This window comes from Brevibacillus sp. NSP2.1, from assembly GCF_000470975.2.
In the GTDB taxonomy this organism is placed as follows: Bacteria; Bacillota; Bacilli; order Brevibacillales; family Brevibacillaceae; genus Brevibacillus; species Brevibacillus agri.
The window spans coordinates 3,465,134-3,488,126 of the sequence record NZ_CP048274.1; the positions used below are offsets into that span (position 1 = coordinate 3,465,134).

Genomic DNA, 22,993 nt, shown 5'->3' on the forward strand with positions numbered 1-22,993 from the left:
CAAGTAGGATAGGAAAAGCAAAACAGGACCCCGCCACTGCTCAAGAGGTCCTGTTCTTTTCATCACTTATGACTGCGTCGCCTTCAATCCGAGCGAGCTTTCGTGGAACTTGATCGACGAATACTTTTCCATGGCGACCCGCAGTTGATACTCGCTTTCAAACAGCATCACCGGGCGGCCATAGCGGTCGGTAACCGTTTTGTTTTTCACGGCGTCGAGCGCCGCCTTATCGCCTTCCAGCCAACGCGCGATCTGGTACGGCATTCTCGTCAGCATGATTTCGACACCGTACTCGGCCTTCAGGCGGTATTCCAGCACCTCGAACTGCAGGACGCCGACTACACCCAAAATCAGCTCTTCCATCGGATAGGTGCGGAACAACTGCACCGTCCCTTCCTCTGTCAGTTGCATGATGCCTTTTTGGAACTGCTTGTGTTTCATCGCGTCTTTCACCATCACCTTGGAGAAAAACTCCGGCGAGAAGTGCGGCATTTCCTCGTACTCGAACGATTGGCCGACACAGAGCGTATCGCCGATCTGGAAAATGCCCGGGTCGAACAAGCCGATGACGTCACCGGCGAACGACTCCTCGACGATTTCGCGATCTTGCGCCATGAACTGCACAGGCTGGGCCAGCTTGATGTCTTTGCCGAGACGCACGTGCTTCACGGACATGCCCCGCTCGAACTTGCCGGAGCAAATGCGCAAAAAGGCGATGCGGTCGCGGTGGGCAGGGTTCATGTTGGCCTGGATTTTGAAAATGAAGCCGGAAAACGGATTCGTGTACGGATCGATCAGGCCGATATTGCTCTTTTTCGCAGAAGGCGCTGGCGCCATTTGCAGGAAGTTGTCCAGGAAGGTCTGCACGCCGAAGTTGTTGATCGCACTGCCGAAAAATACAGGCGTGAGCTGTCCTTGGGCGATCAGCTCGGGATCAAATTCGTCCCCGGCGACATCGAGCAGGGAGATTTCGTCCTGCAACTGCTGCCACAGCTCCTGACCGACGCGCTCGCCGATCATCGGGTCCTCTGCGCCCTTGACCGGGAAAAACGAAATTTCCTCGTGCTGCGAGTTGTTCTGGTACAGCTCGACGCGGGATTTCATCCGGTCGTAGACGCCGCTGAAGTAGCTGCCCATGCCGATCGGCCAGTTCATCGGGTACGAGCGGATGCCCAGCACGCGCTCGATTTCTTCCAGCAGTTCAAACGGGTCCTTCCCGTGGCGGTCGAGCTTGTTGACGAACGTAAAAATCGGGATGCCCCGCATCCGACAGACTTTGAACAGCTTGATCGTCTGCGCCTCCACCCCTTTGGCCACGTCGATAATCATGACAGCGGCATCGGCGGCGGTCAGGGTGCGGTATGTGTCTTCGCTGAAGTCCTGGTGACCAGGAGTGTCCAAAATATTGATATGGTGCCCTTTGTATTCAAAGTCCATCGCACTGGACGTCACGGAGATTCCGCGCTTTTTCTCGATCTCCATCCAGTCGGATGTGGCGTGCTTGGCGTTTTTCCGGCCTTTGACCACCCCTGCCTCACGAATGGCTCCACCGTAGTAGAGCAGCTTTTCCGTCATCGTTGTTTTACCCGCATCCGGGTGGGAGATGATGGCAAAGGTGCGGCGTTTTGCTATCTCATTTTCCCATTGGGGATTGGTTTGACTCATCTTCATTCTCCTGTCGTCGCGAATAAGGTGCCAGATTGTTTTCCTATACGATTATACCGACAAATGCGCCCTGCATCCACCTAGTAATTTTTCTCCAAATCGTTATAATATTTAGTAGTAAAAATTTTTTGACTGCATGATGTACATATTGATAACATGGCTATGCACAATTACACAGGAGGGACTTCATGACGACGAATCTCGAAACACGCGCGGCCGATTTTCGGGCCTATGTGAAAAAAATGACCAGCTACAACCAGGCACTCGCCGTCCTGCATTGGGACAAAGCTACACAAGCTCCGCGCAAAGGGATGGATGCCCGCTCCGAGATCATCGGCGTGCTGGCTGGCGAACAGTTCAAGCTGGCGACGTCCAAGGAAATGGAAGCGTTTCTCGCCGAGCTCGGTGAACCGTCCGCCCTGGAAGCACTCGACGAAATCACCCGCCACAGCGTCCTCGAATGCAAAAAAGAGTTCGACCGCAACAAGCAAATTCCGGCTGCCAAGTATCAGGAGTTTGTCGTGCTGACCTCCCAGGCGGAAACCGTATGGGAAGAAGCCCGGGCGAACAACGACTTTTCCATGTTCCAGCCGTACCTGGAGAAAATCGTCAACTTCCAGCTTGAGTTTATTGAATATTGGGGACACGACGGCAAGAACAAGTACAACACCTTGCTCGACCTGTACGAGCCGGGCATGACGGTCGATCAGCTCGATCCGATCTTCGCCACCTTGCGCGAAAAAACCGTCAAGCTGGTCAAAGCGATCGCCGACTCCCCGAACAAGCCGGACACGTCGTTTTTGCACAAAAACTTCCCCATTGCCGAGCAGGAAGCGTTCAGCCGCTATATCCTGGAGAAAATCGGCTACGACTTCAAGGCAGGCCGGATGGACAGAAGCGCGCATCCGTTCTGCACGACCTTCAATCCGGGAGATGTCCGCATCACGACGCGCTACGCCGAAAATGATTTCAACTCCGCCTTGTTCAGTTGCATTCATGAAGCGGGCCACGCGATGTACGAGCAAAACATCAATCCGGAGCTGCTGTTTACCCCGCTGTGCGACGGCACCTCGATGGGCATTCACGAGTCGCAGTCCCGCTTCTGGGAAAACATGATCGGGCGCAGCCTGCCGTTCTGGAACCACTTTTTCGCGGATTTGCAAAAAGCGTTCCCGGCGCAGTTCGCAGGCGTGACGGCCGAAGACCTGTACCGCGCTGTCAACTCCGTGACCCCGTCGTTCATCCGCACCGAAGCAGACGAGCTGACGTACAACCTGCACGTCATGATTCGCTACGAGATCGAAAAAGGGCTCATCAACCAGACGATCCAGGTTGCCGATCTGCCGCAAATCTGGAACGAAAAGATGAAGGAATACTTGGGCATCGAACCGCCAACCGACAAGCTGGGCGTCCTCCAGGATGTGCACTGGTCCGGCGGCAGCTTTGGCTACTTCCCAACCTACTCGCTCGGAAACGTGTACGCCGCCCAGTTCGCCCATGTGATGAAAAGCGAGCTTAGCGGCTTCGAAGACCTCGTGGCGAACGGCGACTTCGCTCCGATTCGCGCCTGGCTCAAAGAAAACATTCATCAGTACGGCAAAATGAAAAGCCCGCGCGAACTCGTGCAAGCGATTACCGGGGAAGGCACAAACGCCACTTACCTGATGGATTACCTGGAGAAAAAATATACCGACATCTACAAACTGTAACAGGTTGTACCCTCAGCGTTCCCGATCCGGGAGCGCTTTTTTCATCTGTGGCTGAAATCGCTTCCTTTTTGTTCACGTTCTATCCACCATTTCTTCACGCCTTATTCACAGATCCCCAACCACAAACCAACAAAACAGGAGTATGATGAGCATGTAAAACATTACCACCAAGTGAGGAGAATCCTTATGATTCAATCGTTGTCGCGCTGGTTGTGGGGCAAAGAAGAACACGAAGCCGTTCCATTCGAGACAAAAAAATACGTCCGCAATGAAATGGAACAATTCATCATGAACGAGCCGGAGCACATGCTGCCGTACGCTCAACTGTAATTTCACTACCGAACCGATCGACCTTTTACCGATAAGCTGCCAGCCGTCTGGCGGCTTTTTTTGCTTGTTGCTGTAAGCGCTCTCGGATGTGCTACAATGTGAAAAAAACGGAGGGAATCGCATTGGTCGACTTTACGGAAAAATGGCTGCCAACTTACATCCGCCGCGATCTGGCGGTTTTGTTTTGCGGCATCAATCCCGGGCGCGTCTCGGCGTCGGCAGGCTTCCACTACGCGAACCCGGCGAATTTGTTTTGGCGCGGCCTGTTCGAAGGCGGGCTTACCCCCCGGCAACTGCGCCCGGAAGAAACCGCCCTGCTGCTTGAATACGATTACGGCATTACCGATCTCGTCTCGCGCCCTACCCGCTCGTCGCAGGACCTCACCCGCGACGACTTCGCGACAGGGGCCGAGCAGTTCGTCCAGATGATCCAGACCTATCGCCCGCGCGTCATCTGCTTTAACGGGATTACCGCCTTTCGCCATGCCACGGGCCGGAAGAAGGCGGCTGTCGCTCTCGGCTTGCAGCCGGAAAAAGCATTTGCCACAGATGACTGGGCTGGCAGCTATCTGTTTGTGATCCCGTCCACGAGCGGAGCCAACGCTTCCTTCACGCGCGCAGAAAGAATCGCCAAATTCGCCGAGCTCAGCGCCTTTTTGCGGGAAAAGAACTGGCATCCGCTGCCCTTGCCGCCCGGCTGAGCATTTTTGTGTCAACTGCTGTCTCTCTTGGCGTACTATAATCGTACGATCTTATACGCAAGGGAGGCGCAAACCGGATGGACGACCTCATCCGCAAGATCGAGCAAAAATACGCCCTGACTGTCATCCAGCACGAAAAGCTTAGGGAAACGCCCAAGTCGCTCGTCGTTTTTTTCGATACTTCCATCGGCAAGTTCATCGGCAAAGTATCGTATTTGCCCAAAGAGCGCCAGCATTTTATCCTGAACGCCGAAGCGCACCTGCGCAAACAAGGAATCCTCATCCCCGGTATTCAGCGGACGAAAAACAGCAAACGCTATATTATTTGGAAAGACAACCTGTTCGTCCTCCATCAGTGGCTGTCCTGGCCGAAGCTCGCCTACAACTCGCCGGGCAAGCTGGAGCAGGTCGGCGCTTTGCTCGGGCAGTTTCACAAAAGCTCGCTCGGCTTTACCTCCAAGCACGGCGAACTTTACAACGGCGCCAAAAAATGGTCGGAAGAATACAAAACGGACCTGGCCGCGCTGGAAAAATGGGAGCAACGGCACGCAGACAAGCAGAAGCCGCATTTCTCCACCATCGTCGAGTACCTCCCGTATTTTCGCCAGGCTGGACAGACGGCGCGCAAGCAACTGAATACGTCCGCCTATTTTGCCAAGTGGAAAAAAGCGCCGCTCAGCAAGCACTTCCTCTGCCACGGCGACTTCAACAACGGCAATTTGCTTGTGCGCAACAAACGAATCGCGATCATCGACTGGGAAGATGTCCGCTACGACTTTCCTTCCAAAGACATCAGCCGTGTGCTGTCGCTTGCCATGCGCAAGGAAGGGGCATGGAACAAGCAACTGTTTGCCTACCTGTTGCGCGGCTATTTGCGGGAAAACCCGCTGTCGGCCGAACAGCTTCACCTGCTGTTTGTCGACCTCGCCTTTCCGCATATAATGGAACGCTTTTTGCGCATGAAGCAGTACGAGCAAATGGATGCGGCGCACATCCAGCAATTTTGCACACGCGAATCCTTAAAGACTGCGTACATGCTGGACGAACTAAAAGCCCTCGCGTAAACGACAAAGGCTGTAGCCTGTCTTTTACGCGAGGGCCTGTTGGCATGTCGACAGAGAGTGGGCTTGGCGAGCGAAAGCCGTTACGGCTGCGCCGTTTTGACCAGCGCGCTCTGCTGGCGCACGTAGGCGATCAGCTCCGCTGCCATCTCGTAGTAGTTGAAGGGCGTAATCAGGTAGATGCCGTTGAAATAGCGGACAGCCGTATCGAGCAGCTCTTTCGCAATGGCGATCCCTTCCTGTCTGGCGGCCGGACCCTGCACCTTTTTCATTCGCTCCAGCGCTTCCGCCGAAAGCTTGATGCCCGGCACCTCGTTGTGCAAAAACTCGGCGTTGCGCGAGCTGGTCAACGGCATGATTCCGATAAAGACGGGAATCCCGATGTGCTTGGTCGCCTCGTGCACCTGCCGGATCGATTCGACGTCGTACACCGGCTGAGTCATGATGTAATCGGCCCCGGCCTCGACTTTCTTTTCCAGTCGGGCGACGGCTGCCGCCATGTTGCGGACGTTCGGGTTGAAGGCCGCGCCGACGATAAACTGGGCTTTTTGCTTCAGCGGACGTCCCGAGAACGAGACGCCTTCGTTCAGTTGCTTCACCATGCGGATCAGATCGAAGGAAGTAACGTCAAACACCGAGCTTGCCCCCGGCAAATCGCCGAAGCGCGACGGGTCGCCCGTGATGACGAGAATTTGATCGATGCCGAGCGCGTGCAGCCCCATGAGGTGGGATTGCTGACCGATCAGATTGCGGTCGCGGCAGGCGATGTGCAGCAGCGGGTCGATCCCATGCCTGTTTTTCATCAGCGCGCCGAGCGCCATGTTGCTCATCCGCACAGTGGCGAGCGAATTGTCCGCCAGGGTGATCGCATCCGCCCCGGCCTTGTGCAGTTCGCAGCAACCGTCCAAAAACTGCTCGGCGTCGAGATCGCGCGGCGGATCAAATTCGACGATGATCGTCGTGCCTGTTTTGACCCGCTCGACAATGCTCGGCTTTTCCCGCTCGTGGGTGCTTTGCACGGAAATGTGCGGGCGCTCGACCAGGGCAACGGGCGGATTGACGCGGGCTTTCGGCTGTTGCGAAGCGAGCGCGTCTGCCATCGCCTTCACGTGCGCAGGAGTCGTTCCGCAGCAGCCGCCGATCAGGCGAACTCCCTGGTCCCTCAGGCGCAAGGCGCTTTCGGCAAAGTATTCGGGAGACGACTTGAAGGCGTACTCCCCGTCCGTCATGCCCAGCCTTCCTGCGTTTGGAAACGCCGACAGCAGCGAATCGTCCGGGAAGATCGTCCCTTCAAAAGAGCGCAAAATTTCAGCCGGACCCAAACGGCAGTTCAGGCCGATGATGTCAGCTCCTGCCTTTTTCAACTGCGGAAAAGCGTCTGTCAACGAGTAGCCGTCGCGCGTCCGCCCGACTTCGAGCGTCGCAAGCTGGGCGATGACCGGCACATCTGTCAACGGACGGATGACCTCAATCGCCAGCAATAGCTCCTCCAGATCGAGAAACGTCTCCAAAATCAGCGCGTCTGCGCCTGCGTGCAACAGGGCGATTGCCTGTTCCTCGTACTGGTCGCGATATTCATCCAGTACCTTTTTCTTGACCCGTCCGGCTAAAATCGAGCCGATGCTGCCCGCTACATACGCATCATCCTGTGCCGCCTCGCGAGCGATCGCCACAGCGAGACGGTTGATCCGCGCTACCTTGTGCTCCAGGCCGTAGCGGCTGAGCGCGTCGCGGTTCGCCGAAAACGTATTCGTCTCCAAAAGGCGCGCCCCCGCCTGATAGTACGAGGCATGAACCTCATGCACCACGCGCGGATTGGATAAACACAATTCTTCAAAGCTGACGCCAACCGGGGCACCCAGCGCATGTAGCTGGGTCGCCATGGCTCCGTCTCCGACCAGCAGGTGATCTTGCAAATAGTCCCGTAAGTCTTTCTTGCTCGTCGTCAACTCAATCCCTTCTCTCCCATTTCATTAGACGATCTATACTTCAAACACCGACGGACCCGCGTTAAAGTAGCGCGCTTCCGGGTGGGCAAATACCATCGCGGAGACAGATGCTTCCGGCTCCATCATGAAGCCTTCTGTCAACTGAACGCCGATATCCTCTGGCCGCAGCAGACGGAACAACTGCGCCTGGTCCTCCAGATTCGGGCAAGCCGGATAGCCGAACGACACGCGAATGCCTTGGTAACGGGCACCGAAGCGCTCCAGCATGGTCATCTCCGCCGGATCGGGAATCCCCCAGACGTCGCGCATCATGTGGTGAATCCGCTCGGCGAACGCCTCCGCCAACTCCAGAGCGAGCGCCTGCAAGACGTGCGAGCGCAAATAGTCGCCGCGCTCCTTCAGTTCCGTCGAACGCTCGCGGATACCGCCCCCTGCCGTCACAGTCAAAAAGCCGACGTAATCCATTTCCTTGCTCTCGACCGGGCGCAAGAAATCAGACAGACACAGATGCGGTTCCTCCGGCTGGCGCGGGAACGAGAAGCGCTCCAGCACTTTGCTGTGATCGTTTGGATCGTAGACGATAATATCGTTGCCGTCCGCTTGCGCCGGGAAAAACTGGTACACGCCGTGCGCAGTAATCGTTCCGCGCTGCTTCGCTTCCTTTAATAGTTCCTCGACCACGCCGTACAGCTCCAGCACTTTTTCGTCGCCCGCTTCGAGCAGCTTTTCCACATTGCCGCGCACGCCCAGATGCTTGCCGAGCAGCATGCGCAAGTTCAAGTACGGCTGCAAGTGGCTGATCGGGTATTGGCGCAGCACATGGCGGTCGCAATCCGGCGGCAGGTGGATCGGAACGGTTCTGCTGATGGCCGAACGCGCCGGGAGCGGAGCTTTTTTCTCCTGCACGACAGGCTGTGCAGCAGCGGCAGCAGCCGCTTCGGCCAAATCCTGCTGTTCCGCGATCAGCCGCTCGCGCTCCTCCGGGTTTTGCAGACGGTTGACGAGATCGAGGCCGTCCATCGCGTCTTTGGCGTACAGCACAACCCCGCGGTATTCAGGCGCAATCCGGTTGGAGGTGAACTTGCGGGTCAACGCCGCCCCTCCGACCATCATCGGCACGTCGATTCCCGCCGCACGCAAGTCCTGTGCGGTAATGACCATCTGCTGGGCCGACTTCACCAGCAGCCCGGACAGGCCGATCGCATCCGGCTTCTCTTTGCGGCAGGCGGCAATCAGTTGCTCAGGCGGCACTTTGATCCCCAGGTTCACGACGTTGTAGCCGTTGTTGGCCAAAATGATCTCCACCAGATTTTTGCCGATGTCGTGCACGTCGCCTTTGACGGTCGCCAGCAAAATTTTGCCTTTCGACGCGGAATCGCTCTTTTCCATGAACGGCTCCAAAAACGAGACGGACGCTTTCATGACTTCCGCGCTTTGCAGCACTTCCGCAACGATGAGCTGGTTGCCGTTGAACAGACGGCCGACCTCTTCCATCCCGGCCATCAGCGGACCGTTAATGATTTCCAGCGGCGTGTACTTTTCCAGTGCCAGCTTCAAATCGTCGACCAGGCCGTCCTTCGAGCCTTCCACCACATAGCGGGCCAGCCGCTCTTCCAGCGTCAGCGAGGAAGCTTCCACGCGCACTTCTTTTTTCTTCTGGCGGTAAAACTCCGTAAAGGCTGCCAATGTCTCGTCGTTTGTTTCAAACAGCAGCGCTTCCGCCAGCTTGCGCTCGTCCTCCGGGATCGAAGCGTAGCGCTCCAGCTTCTCCGTATTGACGATGGCAAAATCAAGTCCGGCGAGCGTCGTATGGTACAAAAACACCGCGTTGAGCACTTCGCGTCCCGCTGGCGGCAAACCGAAGGAAACGTTGCTGACGCCAAGAATCGTCTTGCACTGTGGCATCGCTTCTTTAATGAGGCGAATCCCCTCCACCGTCTCCCGCGCGGAGCCGATGTACTGTTCATCTCCCGTCCCTACCGGAAAGACGAGCGGGTCAAAAATGATATCCTGCGGCGGGATGCCGTACTGGTTGACCAATATGTCATAGGAGCGCTTCGCGACCTCAAGCTTTTTCTCGCGGGTGATCGCCATTCCGGCTTCCTCGATCGTCCCGACGACGACGGCCGCCCCGAACTTGCGGATTAGCGGAGCCACTTCTTCAAAGCGCTCCAGTCCGTCCTCCAGGTTGATCGAGTTGAGAATCGCTTTTCCCTGGGAATAACGCAAGCCCAGCTCCATCACTTTCGCGTCTGTCGAGTCGATCATGAGCGGAGCCTTGACCTTTTTCACGACGAACTGCAAAAACTTTTCCATGTCCGCATACTCGTCGCGATCCGGGTCAGCCAGGCAAATGTCGATGACGTGCGCCCCGCGCTTCACCTGGGCGCGGGCGATGTCGGACGCTTCCTCGTACTGCCCTGCTGCGATCAGATCGCGGAATTTTTTCGAGCCGATGACGTTCGTGCGCTCCCCGACCAGAAGCGGGCGATTGTCGTCCTCGACGTAGACGACCTCGATGCCGGATACGGCACTGACCGCCTGCTCTGTTGCCTGGCGCGGCTTGCAGTCTTTGAGCGCCTCCGCCATTGCCCGGATGTGGTCAGGCGTCGTTCCGCAGCAGCCGCCTGCCACGTTCAGCCAGCCTTGCTCGGCAAAAGCGCGCATTTTCGCAGCAAGTCCTTGCGGCGTCTCGTGGTAGTGCCCGTTTTCGTCCGGCAGCCCGGCGTTTGGATAGCAGCTTACCCCACATTGGGCCAAGCCGGACAACGTGCGCAGATGGTCGCGCATAAATTCCGGCCCTGTCGCACAGTTCAGGCCGATCGTCACGGGCTTCAGGTGCTCAAGCGAGATGTAGAACGCTTCAATGTTTTGCCCCGCCAAAGTCGTACCCATCGGCTCGATCGTTCCGGACAGCATCACCGGCAGTTCTACGTTCAGTTCTTCAAACGCCTGGCGAATGCCGATCCCGCCTGCCTTGACGTTCAGCGTATCCTGCGACGTCTCCAGCAACAGGACGTCCACCCCGCCGATAATCAACCCTTTTGCCTGGCGGTAGTACGACTCCACCAGTTCCTCGAAAGTGACGCCGCCTGTCAGTGCCAGCGTTTTCGTCGTCGGCCCCATCGCCCCCGCCACGTAGCGCGGCCATTCGGCTGTGGAGTAGGCATCGACTGCTTCCTTCGCCAGACGGGCAGCGGCGATATTGATTTCCAGGTCCTTGTCCGCGACATCGTATTCGGCCAACACGACCGAAGTCGCCCCGAATGTATTGGTCTCCACGATGTCCGCTCCCGCTTCCAAATATTTTTCATGGATGGAGCGAATCACATCGGGCCTGGTCAAATTCAGCAGCTCGTTGCAGCCGTCGTACGCTTCGCCGCCAAAATCATCGGCGGTCAGGTTCGCCTGCTGCAGCATGGTGCCCATCGCACCGTCCAGAATCAGAATTTTCCGGGAAAGCTGTTCGCGAAAAGTGGGTTTCATTGACGTGCTCCTTTTCTCCCTTGCGTCGGTTTATTCTCAGCCGTTTTTTGCATCAAAAAATCCTCTTCTTTGAAAGAAGAGGATTTGTCCGCGGATACACTTGCGCCTGAACCATCCTCTCATCTTTCAAAGCACGTAGCTTTGCTGGAATTGGCACCGGATTTTAACCGGTTGCCGAGGCTTCATCAGGCCAGTCCCTCTGCCTCTCTTGATAAGAGTTGTTACTATGCTATTCATTTTTTGCTTTCAGGTTTGATGTTTGAAAGTATCTTAACACCGCGAAAAGTCTTCGTCAATTGAGAATTTGTCTATTCTTTACACTCTTCCCGCTCTTCTGCGCCCATTTTTGCGCATACCGGGCATTCGCCCACGCCAATCTGTGCGTTCGTGTATAGACTGTAGCATAACGGAAAGGAGGGGGAACAAACGTGAGTACATCTTACTGCGGACACGGCATCTTTGGAGACAGCTTCGCATTGGTGCTCGTACTGTTTATCCTGCTGGTCATTGTCGGGTGTTCGAACGACGACTGCTAAGTAAATGACAGGAAGAGGCTATCCCCCTTGCCTTGGCTTGAAGGGATAGCCTCTTTTTTCATGTCATGGACAGTGCGATCGCAGCCAGACCGCCTGCCGTAAAAGGCGACGCGCTCACGCTTGTCCACCTGGACGGTCAGGACGTCATACGGGACAGGCTTGCCGTTTTCCATCCGCTGGTCGCTGACGTTCATCCACGTTCCGTTGCGCCAATGCTCATCCGCATAAACCTCTGTCGCCTGGCGCTCGTAAACGTCGGCTTCTTCCCCCACCATCGTTTTCCAAAAGGCTTGCGCGACTTTTTCTGCTGCCGCAGGCGCGACCGTTGCCTTCTCGCCGCCATTGATCCAGCTACGGGCTTTTTGTGAGAAGCATCGTTAGTTAACTTTTTTCAACAGGATGGCACTTGACCGCTCTGCCTTCATTGTCAGAGCGAAACGCTTTTGCTATCATGAGGCTACCCAAACCGATGAAAGGAACGATCGACAATGGACGCTCTGCTCGCGCGTGAAAAGGACGAATTTCTGTCCTGTATAGAAACGATAAAAGAACTGGAAAGCTCCGAATTTGAAAGCTACTCCATCGTAAAGCATACCGAAACAGGAGAACATTATTTGCGCTACTTTTTGTCCCATATCAACCTGTCGGAAGGGGGCCGCAGGGACAACTACGATCACTTCCTGCCGATTGACTCCGATGACGTCCTGGGACTGATGTTCGGCGAGCAGCCGTACCGCTTCCCGGAAAACTGGCGCTCCCCCTACCTGCGCAGCGGCAACGACAATCGGCTCATTCCGTTTGATCCATCCGAAAACTACGATCTGGACGAGGAGGCGGCGGCCGAGCTGGCGATGGTGGAGCAACTGGAGCTTTACAAGCAGCAGTGGATGAACGCGGAAACTATGAGCGCGGAAGAAAAAGAAAAGCTGACGAAGCAATATTTCGCCGAGCTCGACAAGATTTTGAAAAAAGCCGAAGAGTAAGTTGCATCCTGGCACCAAAAACGGCTATAATGCTAGAGAAACAAGCGAATCGTTGATGAGGAAAGTACTCCTGGAATGAGGCTGTAGCGAGTCGGGGATGGTGGAAGCCCGATGCCGAACCACGCGAGGAAGCGCCCCTCGGAGATGCGGCCTGAACATCCGGCGAAGCAAATCGCGCCCGGATCGCGTAGGGTTTTGCCGGGTCTGCCCGTTACAGCAGCACAAAGCGGTTTTTGCCTGATGCACGCATGCAGGCGAAAACAACAAGAGTGGCACCGCGGGAGCACAACCTCTCGTCTCTTTTATCCAGGAGACGCGGAGGTTTTTTTGTTTTCTTTTGCGTCCCTTAAGCTTTTTCCCATTTTGAAAGGAGAATCACAATGAGCTACAAGCACCAAGTCGCGGAAAAAATCGCCGCTGCCCTCACCTCTCTCGGTGTGGACACCTTCCCAACAGAAACAGTTTACGGCATGCTGGAAACGCCGCCAAACCCTGCGATGGGAGATATCGCCTTCCCTTGCTTCCAGCTCGCAAAAGCGCTCCGCAAAGCGCCACCGATGATCGCCACAGAGCTTGCCGAAAAAATCGAAGGAGCGCCACTGCGCTCTGCCCAAGCGGTCGGCCCTTACGTCAACCTGTTTCTCGATCAGGAAAATGTGGCGGCGCAAGTGATCGGAACGATCCTTGAGCAAGGCAGCGCCTACGGCAGCAGCCAGGTAGGCCAGGGCCGCAAAGTGCCAATCGACCTGTCCTCGCCGAACATCGCCAAGCCGTTTTCCATGGGCCATCTGCGCTCTACCGTGATCGGAAACGCGATTGCGAACATCATGGAAAAACGCGGTTACCAGCCTGTGCGCATCAACCATTTGGGCGACTGGGGCACGCAGTTCGGCAAACTGATCGTCGCCTACCGTCTGTGGGGAGACGAGGAAAAAGTAAAAGCCGAGCCAATCAAGGAGCTGCTCAGCCTGTACGTGCGCTTCCACGAAGAAGCGGAAAAAGACCCGACTCTGGAAGACCAGGGCCGCGAATGGTTCAAAAAGCTGGAGGACGGCGACGCAGAAGCACAGCATCTGTGGAAATGGTTCCGCGACGAATCGCTCAAGGAGTTCATGAAAATTTACGAGTTGATGAACGTCTCCTTCGACTCCACGCACGGCGAAGCTTTCTACAACGACAAGATGGATCGCGTCGTCACCTTGCTGGAAGAAAAAGGACTGCTGACCGAATCGGACGGCGCCTTGGTCGTCAACCTCGACGAGTACAACATGCCGCCGTGCCTGATTAAAAAATCGGACGGTGCGACGCTGTACGCGACGCGCGATCTGGCTGCCGCCCTGTACCGCCACGAGACGTACGACTTCGCCAAAGCGCTCTACGTCGTCGGAAACGAGCAGCGTCTCCACTTCCAGCAACTGTACAAGGTACTGGAAAAAATGGGCTACGCCTGGTCCGCCGACATGCACCACATCCCGTTCGGCATGATGCTCAAGGACGGCAAGAAAATGTCCACCCGCAAAGGAAAAGTCGTTTTGCTGGAGGAAGTATTGGCACAAGCGATTGCCGACGTGCAAAAAGTGATCGAGGAGAAAAACCCGACGCTCGCGAACAAGGAAGAAGTTGCCCGCCAGGTTGGGGTCGGCGCTGTCATTTTCCACGACCTGAAAAACTACCGCCTGAACGACATCAACTTCTCCTGGGAAGAAATGCTCACCTTCGAGGGCGAAACCGGACCTTACGTGCAATACACGCACGCCCGCGCCTGCTCGCTTCTGCGCAAAGGCAACTACCAGCCGCAAACGGCGGCGAGCCTCGTACCAGGCGCTTTGGACAGCAAGGAAGCATGGGCGGTCATCACCTTGCTGAACGGCTTCCCTGAGGTGATCGAACGGGCCAGCGACAACTTCGACCCGTCGCAAATCGGCAAGTACGTCATCGACCTCGCGCAGTCGTTCAACAAATTCTACGCCAACGTCCGCATTCTCGCGGAAGAAGAAGACGTGAAAGCTTCCCGCCTCCAGCTCGTAGCAGCGGTGGTGGCGGTGCTGAAAGAAGGGCTGCGCCTGCTCGGACTGGCAGCGCCAGAGGAAATGTAGGAAGCGCCGTTCTTTGACGCATGATCTGACCCAAAAGCCGGAAGCCTGCCTTGGCAAAAGGTGGCCCCGGCTTTTGCTTTTGGATGAAAAGCGCCTCGCGGGTAGTTGACTCATTTGTTTCGTGCCCTTTTTTCCAGCCTGTGCCATAATAGGAGAGGAAAGCAAGAAGGATGTGGCAAATACGGGCAACGGGCAGATTCCTTCCGTTTGACACCCCGGCTTAAGATAGCGGCTCCCCCGCAGGAACGCCTTGGCTCCACTCGGCAACAAACACATCCCGCTGTTCACACCTGGTCGCAAACAGGCGACCTGCCACAGAAAGCGAGACGGTAAACGATGAAAAAATTTCTTTTGCTCGCCACAAGCTTGCTGCTCGTGCTGAGCGTATTGACAGCCTTCGAGGCGAAGGCGGCAAGCGCACTGCCATCGTCTATGAACAAGCATGTCGTTCCCGTATCGAAAATGGAGCTGCCCCAAAAAACGGTTATCGGCTTTGGCGAAGCGACCCACGGCAACAAACAATTTACGACGCTCAAGCTGGACGTGTTTCGGCAACTGGTAGAAAAGCACGGCTACCGCGCCTTCGCCATCGAAGGCGACTTCGGCGGCGGCCAGAAGGTCGACGCCTACATATCCGGCGGAAGCGGGACAGCGCAAGAGGCGGCAAAAGCGCTCGGCTTTGCGATCTACAACACCGAGGAGATGGCAGCGCTGTTGTCCTGGATGCGCGCGTACAACGAACAGCGCGCTGACCGCGACCGCATCCGCTTTTACGGCTTTGACATGCAGCGCTACGACCAGAACAAACAAGCGCTGTTCGCCTATTTGCAAAAAGTCGATCCGCCCCTCGCCGCAACCTATGAAAAAGCTTTAGCAGCTTTGACCGATCAAACGCTGTCCGAACAACAGCCGGCCAAGGAAGGGCTTCCCCACATCCAGAGCTTGCTCGGCCGGATGAAAGCAAACAAAGCCGCCTACACCGCCAAAAGCTCCGAAAAAGACTACGAGCTGGCGTTAGCCTTTGCCGAGTCGATCAGACAAAACGCGATCCTGCACGGAACGAACGTCAACTACGGCAGCGCCCGCGATCGCTACATGGCGGAGCGCGTCATGTGGATTCTCGCGTTGGAAAAGAAACATTACGGTCGCGAGCGCCTGTTCATTACCGGACACAACGGGCACATTGAAAAGACGTCCACGACCACGGGCGTTGCAACCTGCATGGGGGCGTATTTGGCGAAAGCGCTCGGCGACCAGTATTACGCAATCGGCAGCGAATTTTATGAAAGCGCCTTTCTGGCCAAGGACGCCACTACCGACGAACGCAAGCTGTTTGCTGTCAAAAACGCCGGGGATCACCGCCTCGCCGTGCTGTTCGCGCGCACCAACCTGCCGGACGGCTTCCTGGACTTCGCCAAAACGCGGCAGGATGCCGATTTTTACGCCTATGTGAATCGTCCGCAGCCGATCAGCGCCATCGGCGACGTGTTTAGCGGCTGGTACGCGAGCATCGAGAACATGTACACGCTGCAAATGGTCCCGGCAAAAGCGTTTGATGCGCTCGTGTTCGTGCGGACGGCGACTCCTTCTGTCATGCTCGCGGACTGACGGCGTGCGAACGAAAACGTGCACCGGAACCATCCGCCTGCTTTCCGGTCGCTTGTGCGCAAAGCGCAAATGGCTCCGCTCCGCCCCAAGACGTCGCCCCGGATCACCAGCAAAAGAAAGCCCCGCCAGACCGCCACGAGCCGAGATCGACGTGGCCCTCTGACGGGGCTTTTCCTGTGCTGTTCTTTGTCCGCCGAAAAGCTTACGAGGACAGCGTCAAGTTTTCATAAATGACAGACAGGCCCATTCCCCCTGCCATGCAAAGCGTCACCATGCCGTACTTGACGCGGCTGCGCACCATTTCGTTCATCAGGCTGACGGTCAGCTTCGCGCCGGTGGCACCGACCGGGTGGCCGAGCGCGATCGCGCCGCCGTTGACATTCACCTTGGCCGGGTCCAGCTCCAGCCCTTTCATCACCGCCAACGCTTGCGCGGCAAACGCCTCGTTCAGCTCGATCAGCCCGATGTCGTCCAGCGTCAGCCCTGCTTTTTGCAGCGCTTTTTGGGTGGCCGGCACAGGCCCGATCCCCATCACGCCCGGCTCGACTCCCGCGCTGGCAAACGCCTTGATTTTGACCAGCGGCATAAGCCCCGCTTCCTCCGCTTTTTCGCGAGACATCATCAACACTGCGGCTGCGCCGTCATTCATCGGACACGCATTGCCTGCCGTGATCGTTCCGTCTTTTTGGAATACGCTTTTCAGCTTCGCCAAGTCTTCGAGGCTAATCTCGTGGCGGACCGACTCGTCCTGATCGAACACCCGCACTCCTTTGCGCTCATGGATGGCAATCGGCACGATCTCGCTGGCAAACTTGCCTGCGGCTATGGCAGTCGCCGCCTTTTTGTGGCTGTCGTAGGCGAAGCGGTCCTGTTCCTCGCGGGAAATACCGTACTGCTGCGCAAGCCGTTCAGCCGTGTTGCCCATGTGCTCGCCTTCCAAGGAACAGATCAAGCCGTCAGACAAAAGCGCATCTTCCATCGTCAAGTTGCCGAACTTGCTGCCCCAGCGGTTTTTCATCAAATACGGCACGTTGCTCATGCTCTCCACGCCACCCGCAACCACCACGTCCTCTTGCCCGGCCATGATCGCAAAAGCGCCGCTGCCAATCGCTTTCAAGCCCGAGCCGCACGCCTTGATGATGATGTGCCCGTACACATGGCGGGGAAATCCGGCCAACTGCGAGCTGATGCGCGCCGCGTTCAGCCCGCCTCCGTGCACGTAGCCGTTGCCGAAAATCACTTCGTTCACTTCCTGCTTGGGAAAAGCCGCCTTTTCCATCAGCCCTTCCAGCACTTGCCGTCCCAGCTCCGTTGCCGGGACGTCGCGCAAGCTTTTGCCGAATGCGCCGACCGCGCTGCGCACGCCGGCGACAATGACTACCTCTCTCATCGTTACGCTCCCTTTCGTTTTGCCCTCGTTACAAGACCCGGTTCAAAAATTCGCGCGTCCGCTCTTCCTGCGGATTGTTGAACATTTCTGCCGGGCGGGCCATCTCCACGATCTTGCCCTGGTTCATGAACGCGACCCAGTCCGCCACTTCTTTGGCGAAGCCCATTTCATGCGTCACAATAATCATCGTCATCCCGTCCTGGGCGAGCTGCTTCATCGTCTCCAGCACTTCGCCGACCAGCTCCGGGTCGAGCGCGGAGGTCGGTTCGTCGAACAGCATGATCTCCGGCTTCATCGCCAGCGAACGGGCGATCGCTACCCGCTGTTTTTGTCCGCCTGACAGCGAGGATGGATAGACGTTTGCTTTTTCGGACAAGCCTACCTTCTGCAACAGTTGCAGCGCTTCCTGCCTCGTTTGCTCCTTGTCCGCCCTTTTCGCGATCAGCGGCGCTTCCATGATGTTTTCCAAAACCGTTTTGTGCGGGAACAGATTAAAGTGCTGGAACACCATGCCGACCTTTTGCCGCACCTTCGTCAAATCGTCCTTTTTCGGATCGATGCTCTTGCCTTCGATGAAAATCTCGCCGCCGTCCTTGATCTCCAAAAAATTGATGCAGCGAATCAGCGTGCTTTTTCCCGAGCCGCTCGCCCCGATCAGCACGACGACTTCGCCCTTTTTCACCTGTAGCGTCACGTCTTTCAGCACCTCCACGGCGCCGAAGCTTTTTTTCAAATTTTGCACGCGGATCATGACTTGCTTGTCTTCCATCGTTCTCCCTCCCCTCTTCTATACGTCACCTTTGGCCAACCGCTTTTCCATCACATGGACGATATACGTAAAGATCATGACAATCACCAAATAGTACAGGGCCACGATCAAAAAGTACGTCATCTCATCAAAGGTTTCCGCAGACAGGCGGCGCGCCAGCGAGAACAGCTCATCCATCGCGATGAAAGCAGCCAGCGACGACTCCTTCAGCGACAAAATAAACTGGTTGCCGAGCGGCGGAATGGAGCGCTTCATCGCCTGCGGCAAAATGATCCGGCGCATCGTCTGGCCGGTAGACATCCCGAGCGACAAGCCTGCCTCCATCTGTCCCTTGTCGATCGACTGGATGGACCCGCGGAAAATTTCCGCGATGTACGCCCCGCTGTGGATCGCCAAGGCCAAAGCCGCTGACCAAAATTGACCGAGATCAATCACCTTGTAAAAACCGAAATAGAGGACAAAAATTTGCACGATCAAAGGCGTTCCGCGAATGACCATAATATAGACGTTGGCAACAATTTGCCCGAGCTTGAACTTGGAGACCTTCAACAGGGCGACGAACAGCCCGATGATCGACCCTGCGATGACGGAAGCGATCGTCAGCTCAAACGTCAAGAGCAGCGGCTTCCAAAAAAACGGCAATGTGCGGAAAAACTCTTCTGTCAAATGGGCAATACTGGGCACTCGATGCCACCCCTCGCTGATAAAATGTCCCTGTCACCCGCCGCTTTCCTTGTGCGGATGACAGGCGGCCTTACACAAACGTCAACCTTATTCGTTCTTGCTGATGTCGCGATTGAAGTACTTTTCGCTCAGCTTCAGATACGTGCCGTCTTCGTGCATTTGGTTCAGCACCTCGTTGATTTTGTTCAACAGCTCGCTGTTGCCTTTGCGCACGGCGATTCCGTGTTGAACCTCGGACAACGGCGCGCCGCTTTTCTTGATTTTCAAGCCTTGGGCAATCGCGATCTCGCCGACCACACTGTCCGTAATGACCACGTCATGCTTGCCTTGCTCCAGCGCGCGCAGGGCCGTGACGTCGCTGTCGTACGTCTTGATGTTGTCGGTGTACTCCCGCGCCATTTTTTCATGCGTAGTGCCCAAGGCGACTGCGACTTCCTTGCCCTTCAGCTCTTCCAGCGTAGAAGTCGTGCCGTCGGGACGAGTGAACAGTTGGCCGCCGGACAAGTAGTACGGATCGGCGAAATCAATTTGCTGCTTGCGCTCTTCCGTAATCGCGTGACTGGCAATTGCCGCATCGTAGCGCCCTTCCTTGACCCCCGCGATAATCCCGGAAAACGGCGAGGTGACGGGCTTTGGCTGCAAATTCAGCCGTTTGGCGATCTCGTTGCCGATTTCGATGTCAAACCCGGTAAGCTGCCCATCCTTGAAATAGCTGAACGGCTGGTACTCGCCGGAAGCGGCAAAGACGAACACGCCTGCCTCCTTCGTCATCGCGGACGCATTTCCGCTGGCTGCGCCTGCCTGTCCCCCGCCATCGTTCGTCGAAGCCCCCTGGCTACATCCTGCTACGAGAAGCGACAGCGAGAACAATACGCCTGCAACGGCTTTGAGTGATTTTTTCATGTTGGTAAGCCCCCTTATCTTTGTGCGGAAAAATTTTTCATTACTCCACCATTTGCAAATGTTCTGAAATCAACAACGGCGCTCCGGTATGGTAAATGACATCCTGCAAGGAGTACGGATACATGACCTCTGTCAGCATCAGCCCCTGCGGCGTGACCTCGATAACCGCCCGCTCTGTGACGATCAGGTCGACACAGCGCTTCGCGGTCAGTGGAAACGTACACTCCCTGCGGATTTTCGGCTCGCCTGTCCGCGTCACATGGCTCATCAGGACGATCACCTTTTTGGCGTAATAGGCCAGCTCGGCTCCACCGCCGATGCCATGAACGCGCGAGCCAGGGACGATCCAGTTCGCCAAATCTCCCCTGCGATTGACCTGCAAGGCCCCGATAAAAGCGACATCGAGCTTCTTGCGCCGAATCATGCCGTAGGCAATCGTGCTGTCGAAGTAAGAAGCGCCCGGAACTACGGTAACGGGCGCTCCCCCCGCATTGGAGATATGCTGGTCTTCTTCGCCCTTGATTGGCGTGGGGCCTACCCCGAGAATGCCGTTCACGGAATGAAACATCACGTGCCATTCGTGCGGGATAAAGTCCGCGACCAGCTCCGGTATCCCGATCCCCAGATTGACAGCCATCCCCGGTTCGATTTCCTTGGCGGCGCGCCGCGCGATCATGTTTCGCTGATCCATCGTCAGTCGCATCAGCCGTTCCCCCCGCCGCTGCGATTCACCATGTAATCGACAAAAATGCCGGGTGTCACGATTTTTTCCGGGTCCAGCTCTCCTGCCGGAACGATCTCCTCCACTTCGGCAATGGTGATGTCAGCAGCCATCGCCACCAGCGGATTCAAGTTTCTCGCCGACTTGTCGTAGATGAGATTGCCGTACGTGTCCGCCTGTTTCGCATAGACGATGCCTACATCGGCCGTCAGCGCCGGTTCCATCCAGCACGGCTTCCCCCCAAAAACCACCGCTTCCCCTCCTTCTGTCGCTTCTCCCCACATTTGCGCATCGACAACAATGCCGGGAATGCCTACGCCCCCTGCGCGAATTTTTTCCGCAAAAATTCCTTGGGGACAAAACGTGACCTGGAGCCGTCCGTCCATCATCTGTTGACCAGCTTCCGGATTGGAGCCGATATGCGTCGTCATCAGCTTCCTCACCCGCCCGTGGCTAATCAGCTTGCCGATCCCGACCTGCGGATACCCCGCGTCGATTCCGATCAAGGTCAGGTCGCGCACCCCTTTTTCCAAAATCGTGTCGATCAAAAGAGCCGGGGAGCCGATCGTTCCGAAACCGCCGTACATCAGCCGGACACCGTCTCGTACACATTCCGTCGCTTGTTCGCGCGTCACCAGTTTCGCTAGCATCGCATGCCATTCCTTATCTCTCTTGTTTATTGAGCAAAGTCGCTTACGTCCTGCTAACAGTAGCAAGTCCTGTGCCAACACCCAAAAAGCTGGATGGTAGCGAAAATTGCCGAAACTACGTCTTTTCTGACGAATCGAAGTAGAATCACTTTTGAGTCGAAAGGGAGAGAAACGCACTCTTTTCAGGTGAATCGAAATCGACTCGCGTTTTTTCAAATCCGACTCACTATACAATCGGCAGTCACTTCCTGTACAATCAGGTCAAAAATGGGGGGAGCGTATCAAGCGTGGAAAAAGATGCGGAGATTTTGGCCTTGTCGTCTGTAGATCGGTTCATCGACATATTGAACTCGCTTGCGGACGGCATTTTTATATCGGATGCGCAAGGAACCACACTGTGGCTGAACAAGGCGAGCGAAAACTTGTGCGGCATCCCGAAAGCCGAGCTGATTGGGCAAAACGTGACCGATCTGGAGGAAATGGGCATTTTCAGTCCTTCCGTGACCCGGCTTGTCCTGGAATCGGGCAAGCCGACGACGACCATCCAGCTTGTGAACAGCAAAGGAAAATTTCTCGTGACAGGCCATATTATCCCGGACGAAGACGGAAAGCCGGAGCTGATCGTCGCCCACTCCCGGGACATTACGGAGGCGGCACGGGCCAGCTCGCAGTTGGAGGAAACCGTCGCGCTATTGAAGCGCTACAGCGAGGAACTGCAGCTCATGAAGCGGGAAGCGAACCAAAGCTCGTCGCAGACGCTGATCGGCAACAGCCGCTCGTATTTGGCGCTCATGGAACTGATAAAAAAAGTCGCGCTGGTCGACACGACTGTGCTCATCACGGGCGAAACCGGGGTGGGCAAAAGCCATCTCGCCGAGCAAATCCACCAGCTTAGCGAGCGAAGCGCAGGGCCGTTCGTGCATGTAAACTGTAGCGCCATCCCCGAAACGTTGATCGAATCGGAGCTGTTCGGCTATCACAAAGGGGCGTTTACCGGGGCGAACCACTCGGGGAAAATCGGGCTGGTCAAAATGGCGGACAAAGGGACGCTGTTCCTCGACGAAATCAGCGAGCTGCCCTACCATTTGCAGTCGAAGCTGCTGTTGCTTTTGCAAAACAAGACGTTCATGCCGATCGGCGGCACCAAAACTTACACGGCGGACATCCGCATCATCGCCGCGACCAACACCAACCTGCAGGAGCTGGTGCGCCAAGGGAAGTTCCGGCACGACCTGTACTATCGGCTCAACATTTTGCCGATCAACGTCCCGCCCTTGCGCGAGCGCAAAGACGACATTTTCCCGTTGTTGCACCACAATTTGCAAAAATTCAACGCCAAGCACCACCAAAAACGCCGTTTCACATCTGACGTGCTGGACGTGTTGCACCAGTATGACTGGCCAGGCAATGTGCGGGAGCTGGAAAATTTGGTCGAGCGCATCGTCATCACGTCCAAGTTCGACGAGATTTCCGCCACCGATTTGCCGGAGGAACTGCGCAGCATTCGCGAGCTGGAGGACGGCATCCTCACGCTCGGCTCCCTTTCCTTGACGGAGCGGATGGAAAAAATCGAGGTCGAATTTATCATGCAGGCGCTGCGCATCCACAAAACGACGCGCAAGACCGCGGCGGCGCTCGGCATCACCCAATCGCTTCTGATGCGGCGGATCAAAAAGTACGACATTCAGCTTGAGGACGAGACGGCCGAATGATCTCGGTACTTGCCGCTCCCAGCCTTCGCCTGTTCCTCGT

The 22,993-nt window shown here is 56.3% G+C and carries 19 protein-coding genes, 1 riboswitch and 1 other annotated feature; of the genes, 9 read left to right on the forward strand and 10 right to left on the reverse strand.

The genetic code is table 11. The features are described from left to right. Positions 1 to 66 precede the first annotated feature (66 nt). The gene (locus tag M655_RS16810) at positions 67 to 1,665 is read right to left on the reverse strand and encodes a peptide chain release factor 3 (protein ID WP_025848437.1); all 1,599 of its coding nucleotides are present in this window, start codon (positions 1,663 to 1,665) and stop codon (positions 67 to 69) included. A 188-nt stretch (positions 1,666 to 1,853) separates the two neighbouring features. On the opposite strand from M655_RS16810, the gene M655_RS16815 reads away from it, so the two are divergent. The 4 genes from M655_RS16815 to M655_RS16830 all read left to right on the forward strand — a co-directional run bounded on the left by M655_RS16815 (position 1,854) and on the right by M655_RS16830 (position 5,469). Then, on the forward strand, positions 1,854 to 3,374 hold the full coding sequence (locus M655_RS16815) for a carboxypeptidase M32 (RefSeq protein WP_026557034.1): 1,521 nt from the start codon (positions 1,854 to 1,856) through the stop codon (positions 3,372 to 3,374). 186 nt (positions 3,375 to 3,560) lie between these two features. Next, a complete protein-coding gene (locus tag M655_RS16820; RefSeq protein ID WP_005835081.1) occupies positions 3,561 to 3,704 on the forward strand; it encodes a hypothetical protein in 144 nt (47 codons plus the stop codon). Between the two features lie 122 nt (positions 3,705 to 3,826). Continuing rightward, positions 3,827 to 4,405 (forward strand): mismatch-specific DNA-glycosylase, encoded by a 579-nt coding sequence (locus tag M655_RS16825; RefSeq protein WP_026557033.1) that lies wholly within the window; start codon positions 3,827 to 3,829, stop codon positions 4,403 to 4,405. Between the two features lie 77 nt (positions 4,406 to 4,482). Next, on the forward strand, positions 4,483 to 5,469 hold the full coding sequence (locus M655_RS16830) for a YutH/CotS family kinase-like spore coat protein (RefSeq protein WP_025848433.1): 987 nt from the start codon (positions 4,483 to 4,485) through the stop codon (positions 5,467 to 5,469). Between the two features lie 80 nt (positions 5,470 to 5,549). Here M655_RS16830 and M655_RS16835 read toward each other — a convergent pair whose 3' ends face one another. Both M655_RS16835 and metH read right to left on the reverse strand, forming a co-directional pair. Beyond that, positions 5,550 to 7,415: a bifunctional homocysteine S-methyltransferase/methylenetetrahydrofolate reductase gene (locus tag M655_RS16835; RefSeq protein WP_005835074.1), complete on the reverse strand. Its 1,866-nt coding sequence runs from the start codon at positions 7,413 to 7,415 to the stop codon at positions 5,550 to 5,552. A 33-nt stretch (positions 7,416 to 7,448) separates the two neighbouring features. After that, a complete protein-coding gene (gene metH / locus M655_RS16840; RefSeq protein ID WP_005835072.1) occupies positions 7,449 to 10,901 on the reverse strand; it encodes a methionine synthase in 3,453 nt (1,150 codons plus the stop codon). 116 nt (positions 10,902 to 11,017) lie between these two features. After that, a riboswitch (SAM riboswitch) is annotated at positions 11,018 to 11,119 on the reverse strand. A 210-nt stretch (positions 11,120 to 11,329) separates the two neighbouring features. On the opposite strand from metH, the gene M655_RS16845 reads away from it, so the two are divergent. Next, entirely contained in the window at positions 11,330 to 11,437 is a 108-nt protein-coding gene (locus M655_RS16845; RefSeq protein WP_005835070.1) for a YjcZ family sporulation protein, read from the forward strand. On the opposite strand, the gene M655_RS16850 is transcribed toward M655_RS16845, so the two are convergent. After that, positions 11,434 to 11,712, reverse strand: a complete 279-nt coding sequence (locus M655_RS16850; protein ID WP_025848430.1) for a hypothetical protein — start codon at positions 11,710 to 11,712, stop codon at positions 11,434 to 11,436. The two genes, M655_RS16845 and M655_RS16850, sit on opposite strands and share 4 nt — an antisense overlap. A 213-nt stretch (positions 11,713 to 11,925) precedes the next feature. Here M655_RS16850 and M655_RS16855 point away from each other — a divergent pair, with 213 nt between their 5' ends. The 3 genes from M655_RS16855 to M655_RS16865 all read left to right on the forward strand — a co-directional run bounded on the left by M655_RS16855 (position 11,926) and on the right by M655_RS16865 (position 16,124). After that, entirely contained in the window at positions 11,926 to 12,420 is a 495-nt protein-coding gene (locus M655_RS16855) for a hypothetical protein (RefSeq protein ID WP_005835067.1), read from the forward strand. Between the two features lie 43 nt (positions 12,421 to 12,463). Beyond that, positions 12,464 to 12,724, forward strand: a binding site (T-box leader). Positions 12,725 to 12,800: 76 nt separating this feature from the next. Continuing rightward, a complete protein-coding gene (gene argS, locus M655_RS16860) occupies positions 12,801 to 14,516 on the forward strand; it encodes an arginine--tRNA ligase (RefSeq protein ID WP_025848427.1) in 1,716 nt (571 codons plus the stop codon). Between the two features lie 336 nt (positions 14,517 to 14,852). Continuing rightward, on the forward strand, positions 14,853 to 16,124 hold the full coding sequence (locus M655_RS16865; protein WP_026557032.1) for an erythromycin esterase family protein: 1,272 nt from the start codon (positions 14,853 to 14,855) through the stop codon (positions 16,122 to 16,124). Positions 16,125 to 16,326: 202 nt separating this feature from the next. Here M655_RS16865 and M655_RS16870 read toward each other — a convergent pair whose 3' ends face one another. From M655_RS16870 to M655_RS16895, 6 genes are all read right to left on the reverse strand, one after another. Then, positions 16,327 to 17,514: a thiolase family protein gene (locus M655_RS16870; RefSeq protein ID WP_026557031.1), complete on the reverse strand. Its 1,188-nt coding sequence runs from the start codon at positions 17,512 to 17,514 to the stop codon at positions 16,327 to 16,329. Positions 17,515 to 17,542: 28 nt separating this feature from the next. After that, positions 17,543 to 18,283: an amino acid ABC transporter ATP-binding protein gene (locus M655_RS16875; RefSeq protein ID WP_025848422.1), complete on the reverse strand. Its 741-nt coding sequence runs from the start codon at positions 18,281 to 18,283 to the stop codon at positions 17,543 to 17,545. 18 nt (positions 18,284 to 18,301) lie between these two features. Then, positions 18,302 to 18,967 carry an amino acid ABC transporter permease gene (locus M655_RS16880; protein ID WP_025848420.1) on the reverse strand — a complete coding sequence of 222 codons (666 nt, stop codon included), beginning with the start codon at positions 18,965 to 18,967 and terminating at the stop codon, positions 18,302 to 18,304. Positions 18,968 to 19,054: 87 nt separating this feature from the next. Then, complete coding sequence (locus tag M655_RS16885; protein ID WP_026557030.1) at positions 19,055 to 19,870, reverse strand: transporter substrate-binding domain-containing protein; 816 nt, start codon at positions 19,868 to 19,870, stop codon at positions 19,055 to 19,057. Positions 19,871 to 19,910: 40 nt separating this feature from the next. After that, complete coding sequence (locus M655_RS16890; RefSeq protein ID WP_007785141.1) at positions 19,911 to 20,573, reverse strand: 3-oxoacid CoA-transferase subunit B; 663 nt, start codon at positions 20,571 to 20,573, stop codon at positions 19,911 to 19,913. Continuing rightward, on the reverse strand, positions 20,573 to 21,241 hold the full coding sequence (locus M655_RS16895) for a CoA transferase subunit A (protein ID WP_005832850.1): 669 nt from the start codon (positions 21,239 to 21,241) through the stop codon (positions 20,573 to 20,575). Before M655_RS16895 ends, M655_RS16890 begins: the two co-directional genes overlap by 1 nt. A 287-nt stretch (positions 21,242 to 21,528) precedes the next feature. Here M655_RS16895 and M655_RS16900 point away from each other — a divergent pair, with 287 nt between their 5' ends. Then, the gene (locus tag M655_RS16900) at positions 21,529 to 22,953 is read left to right on the forward strand and encodes a sigma-54 interaction domain-containing protein (RefSeq protein WP_026557029.1); all 1,425 of its coding nucleotides are present in this window, start codon (positions 21,529 to 21,531) and stop codon (positions 22,951 to 22,953) included. Positions 22,954 to 22,993 lie beyond the last annotated feature (40 nt).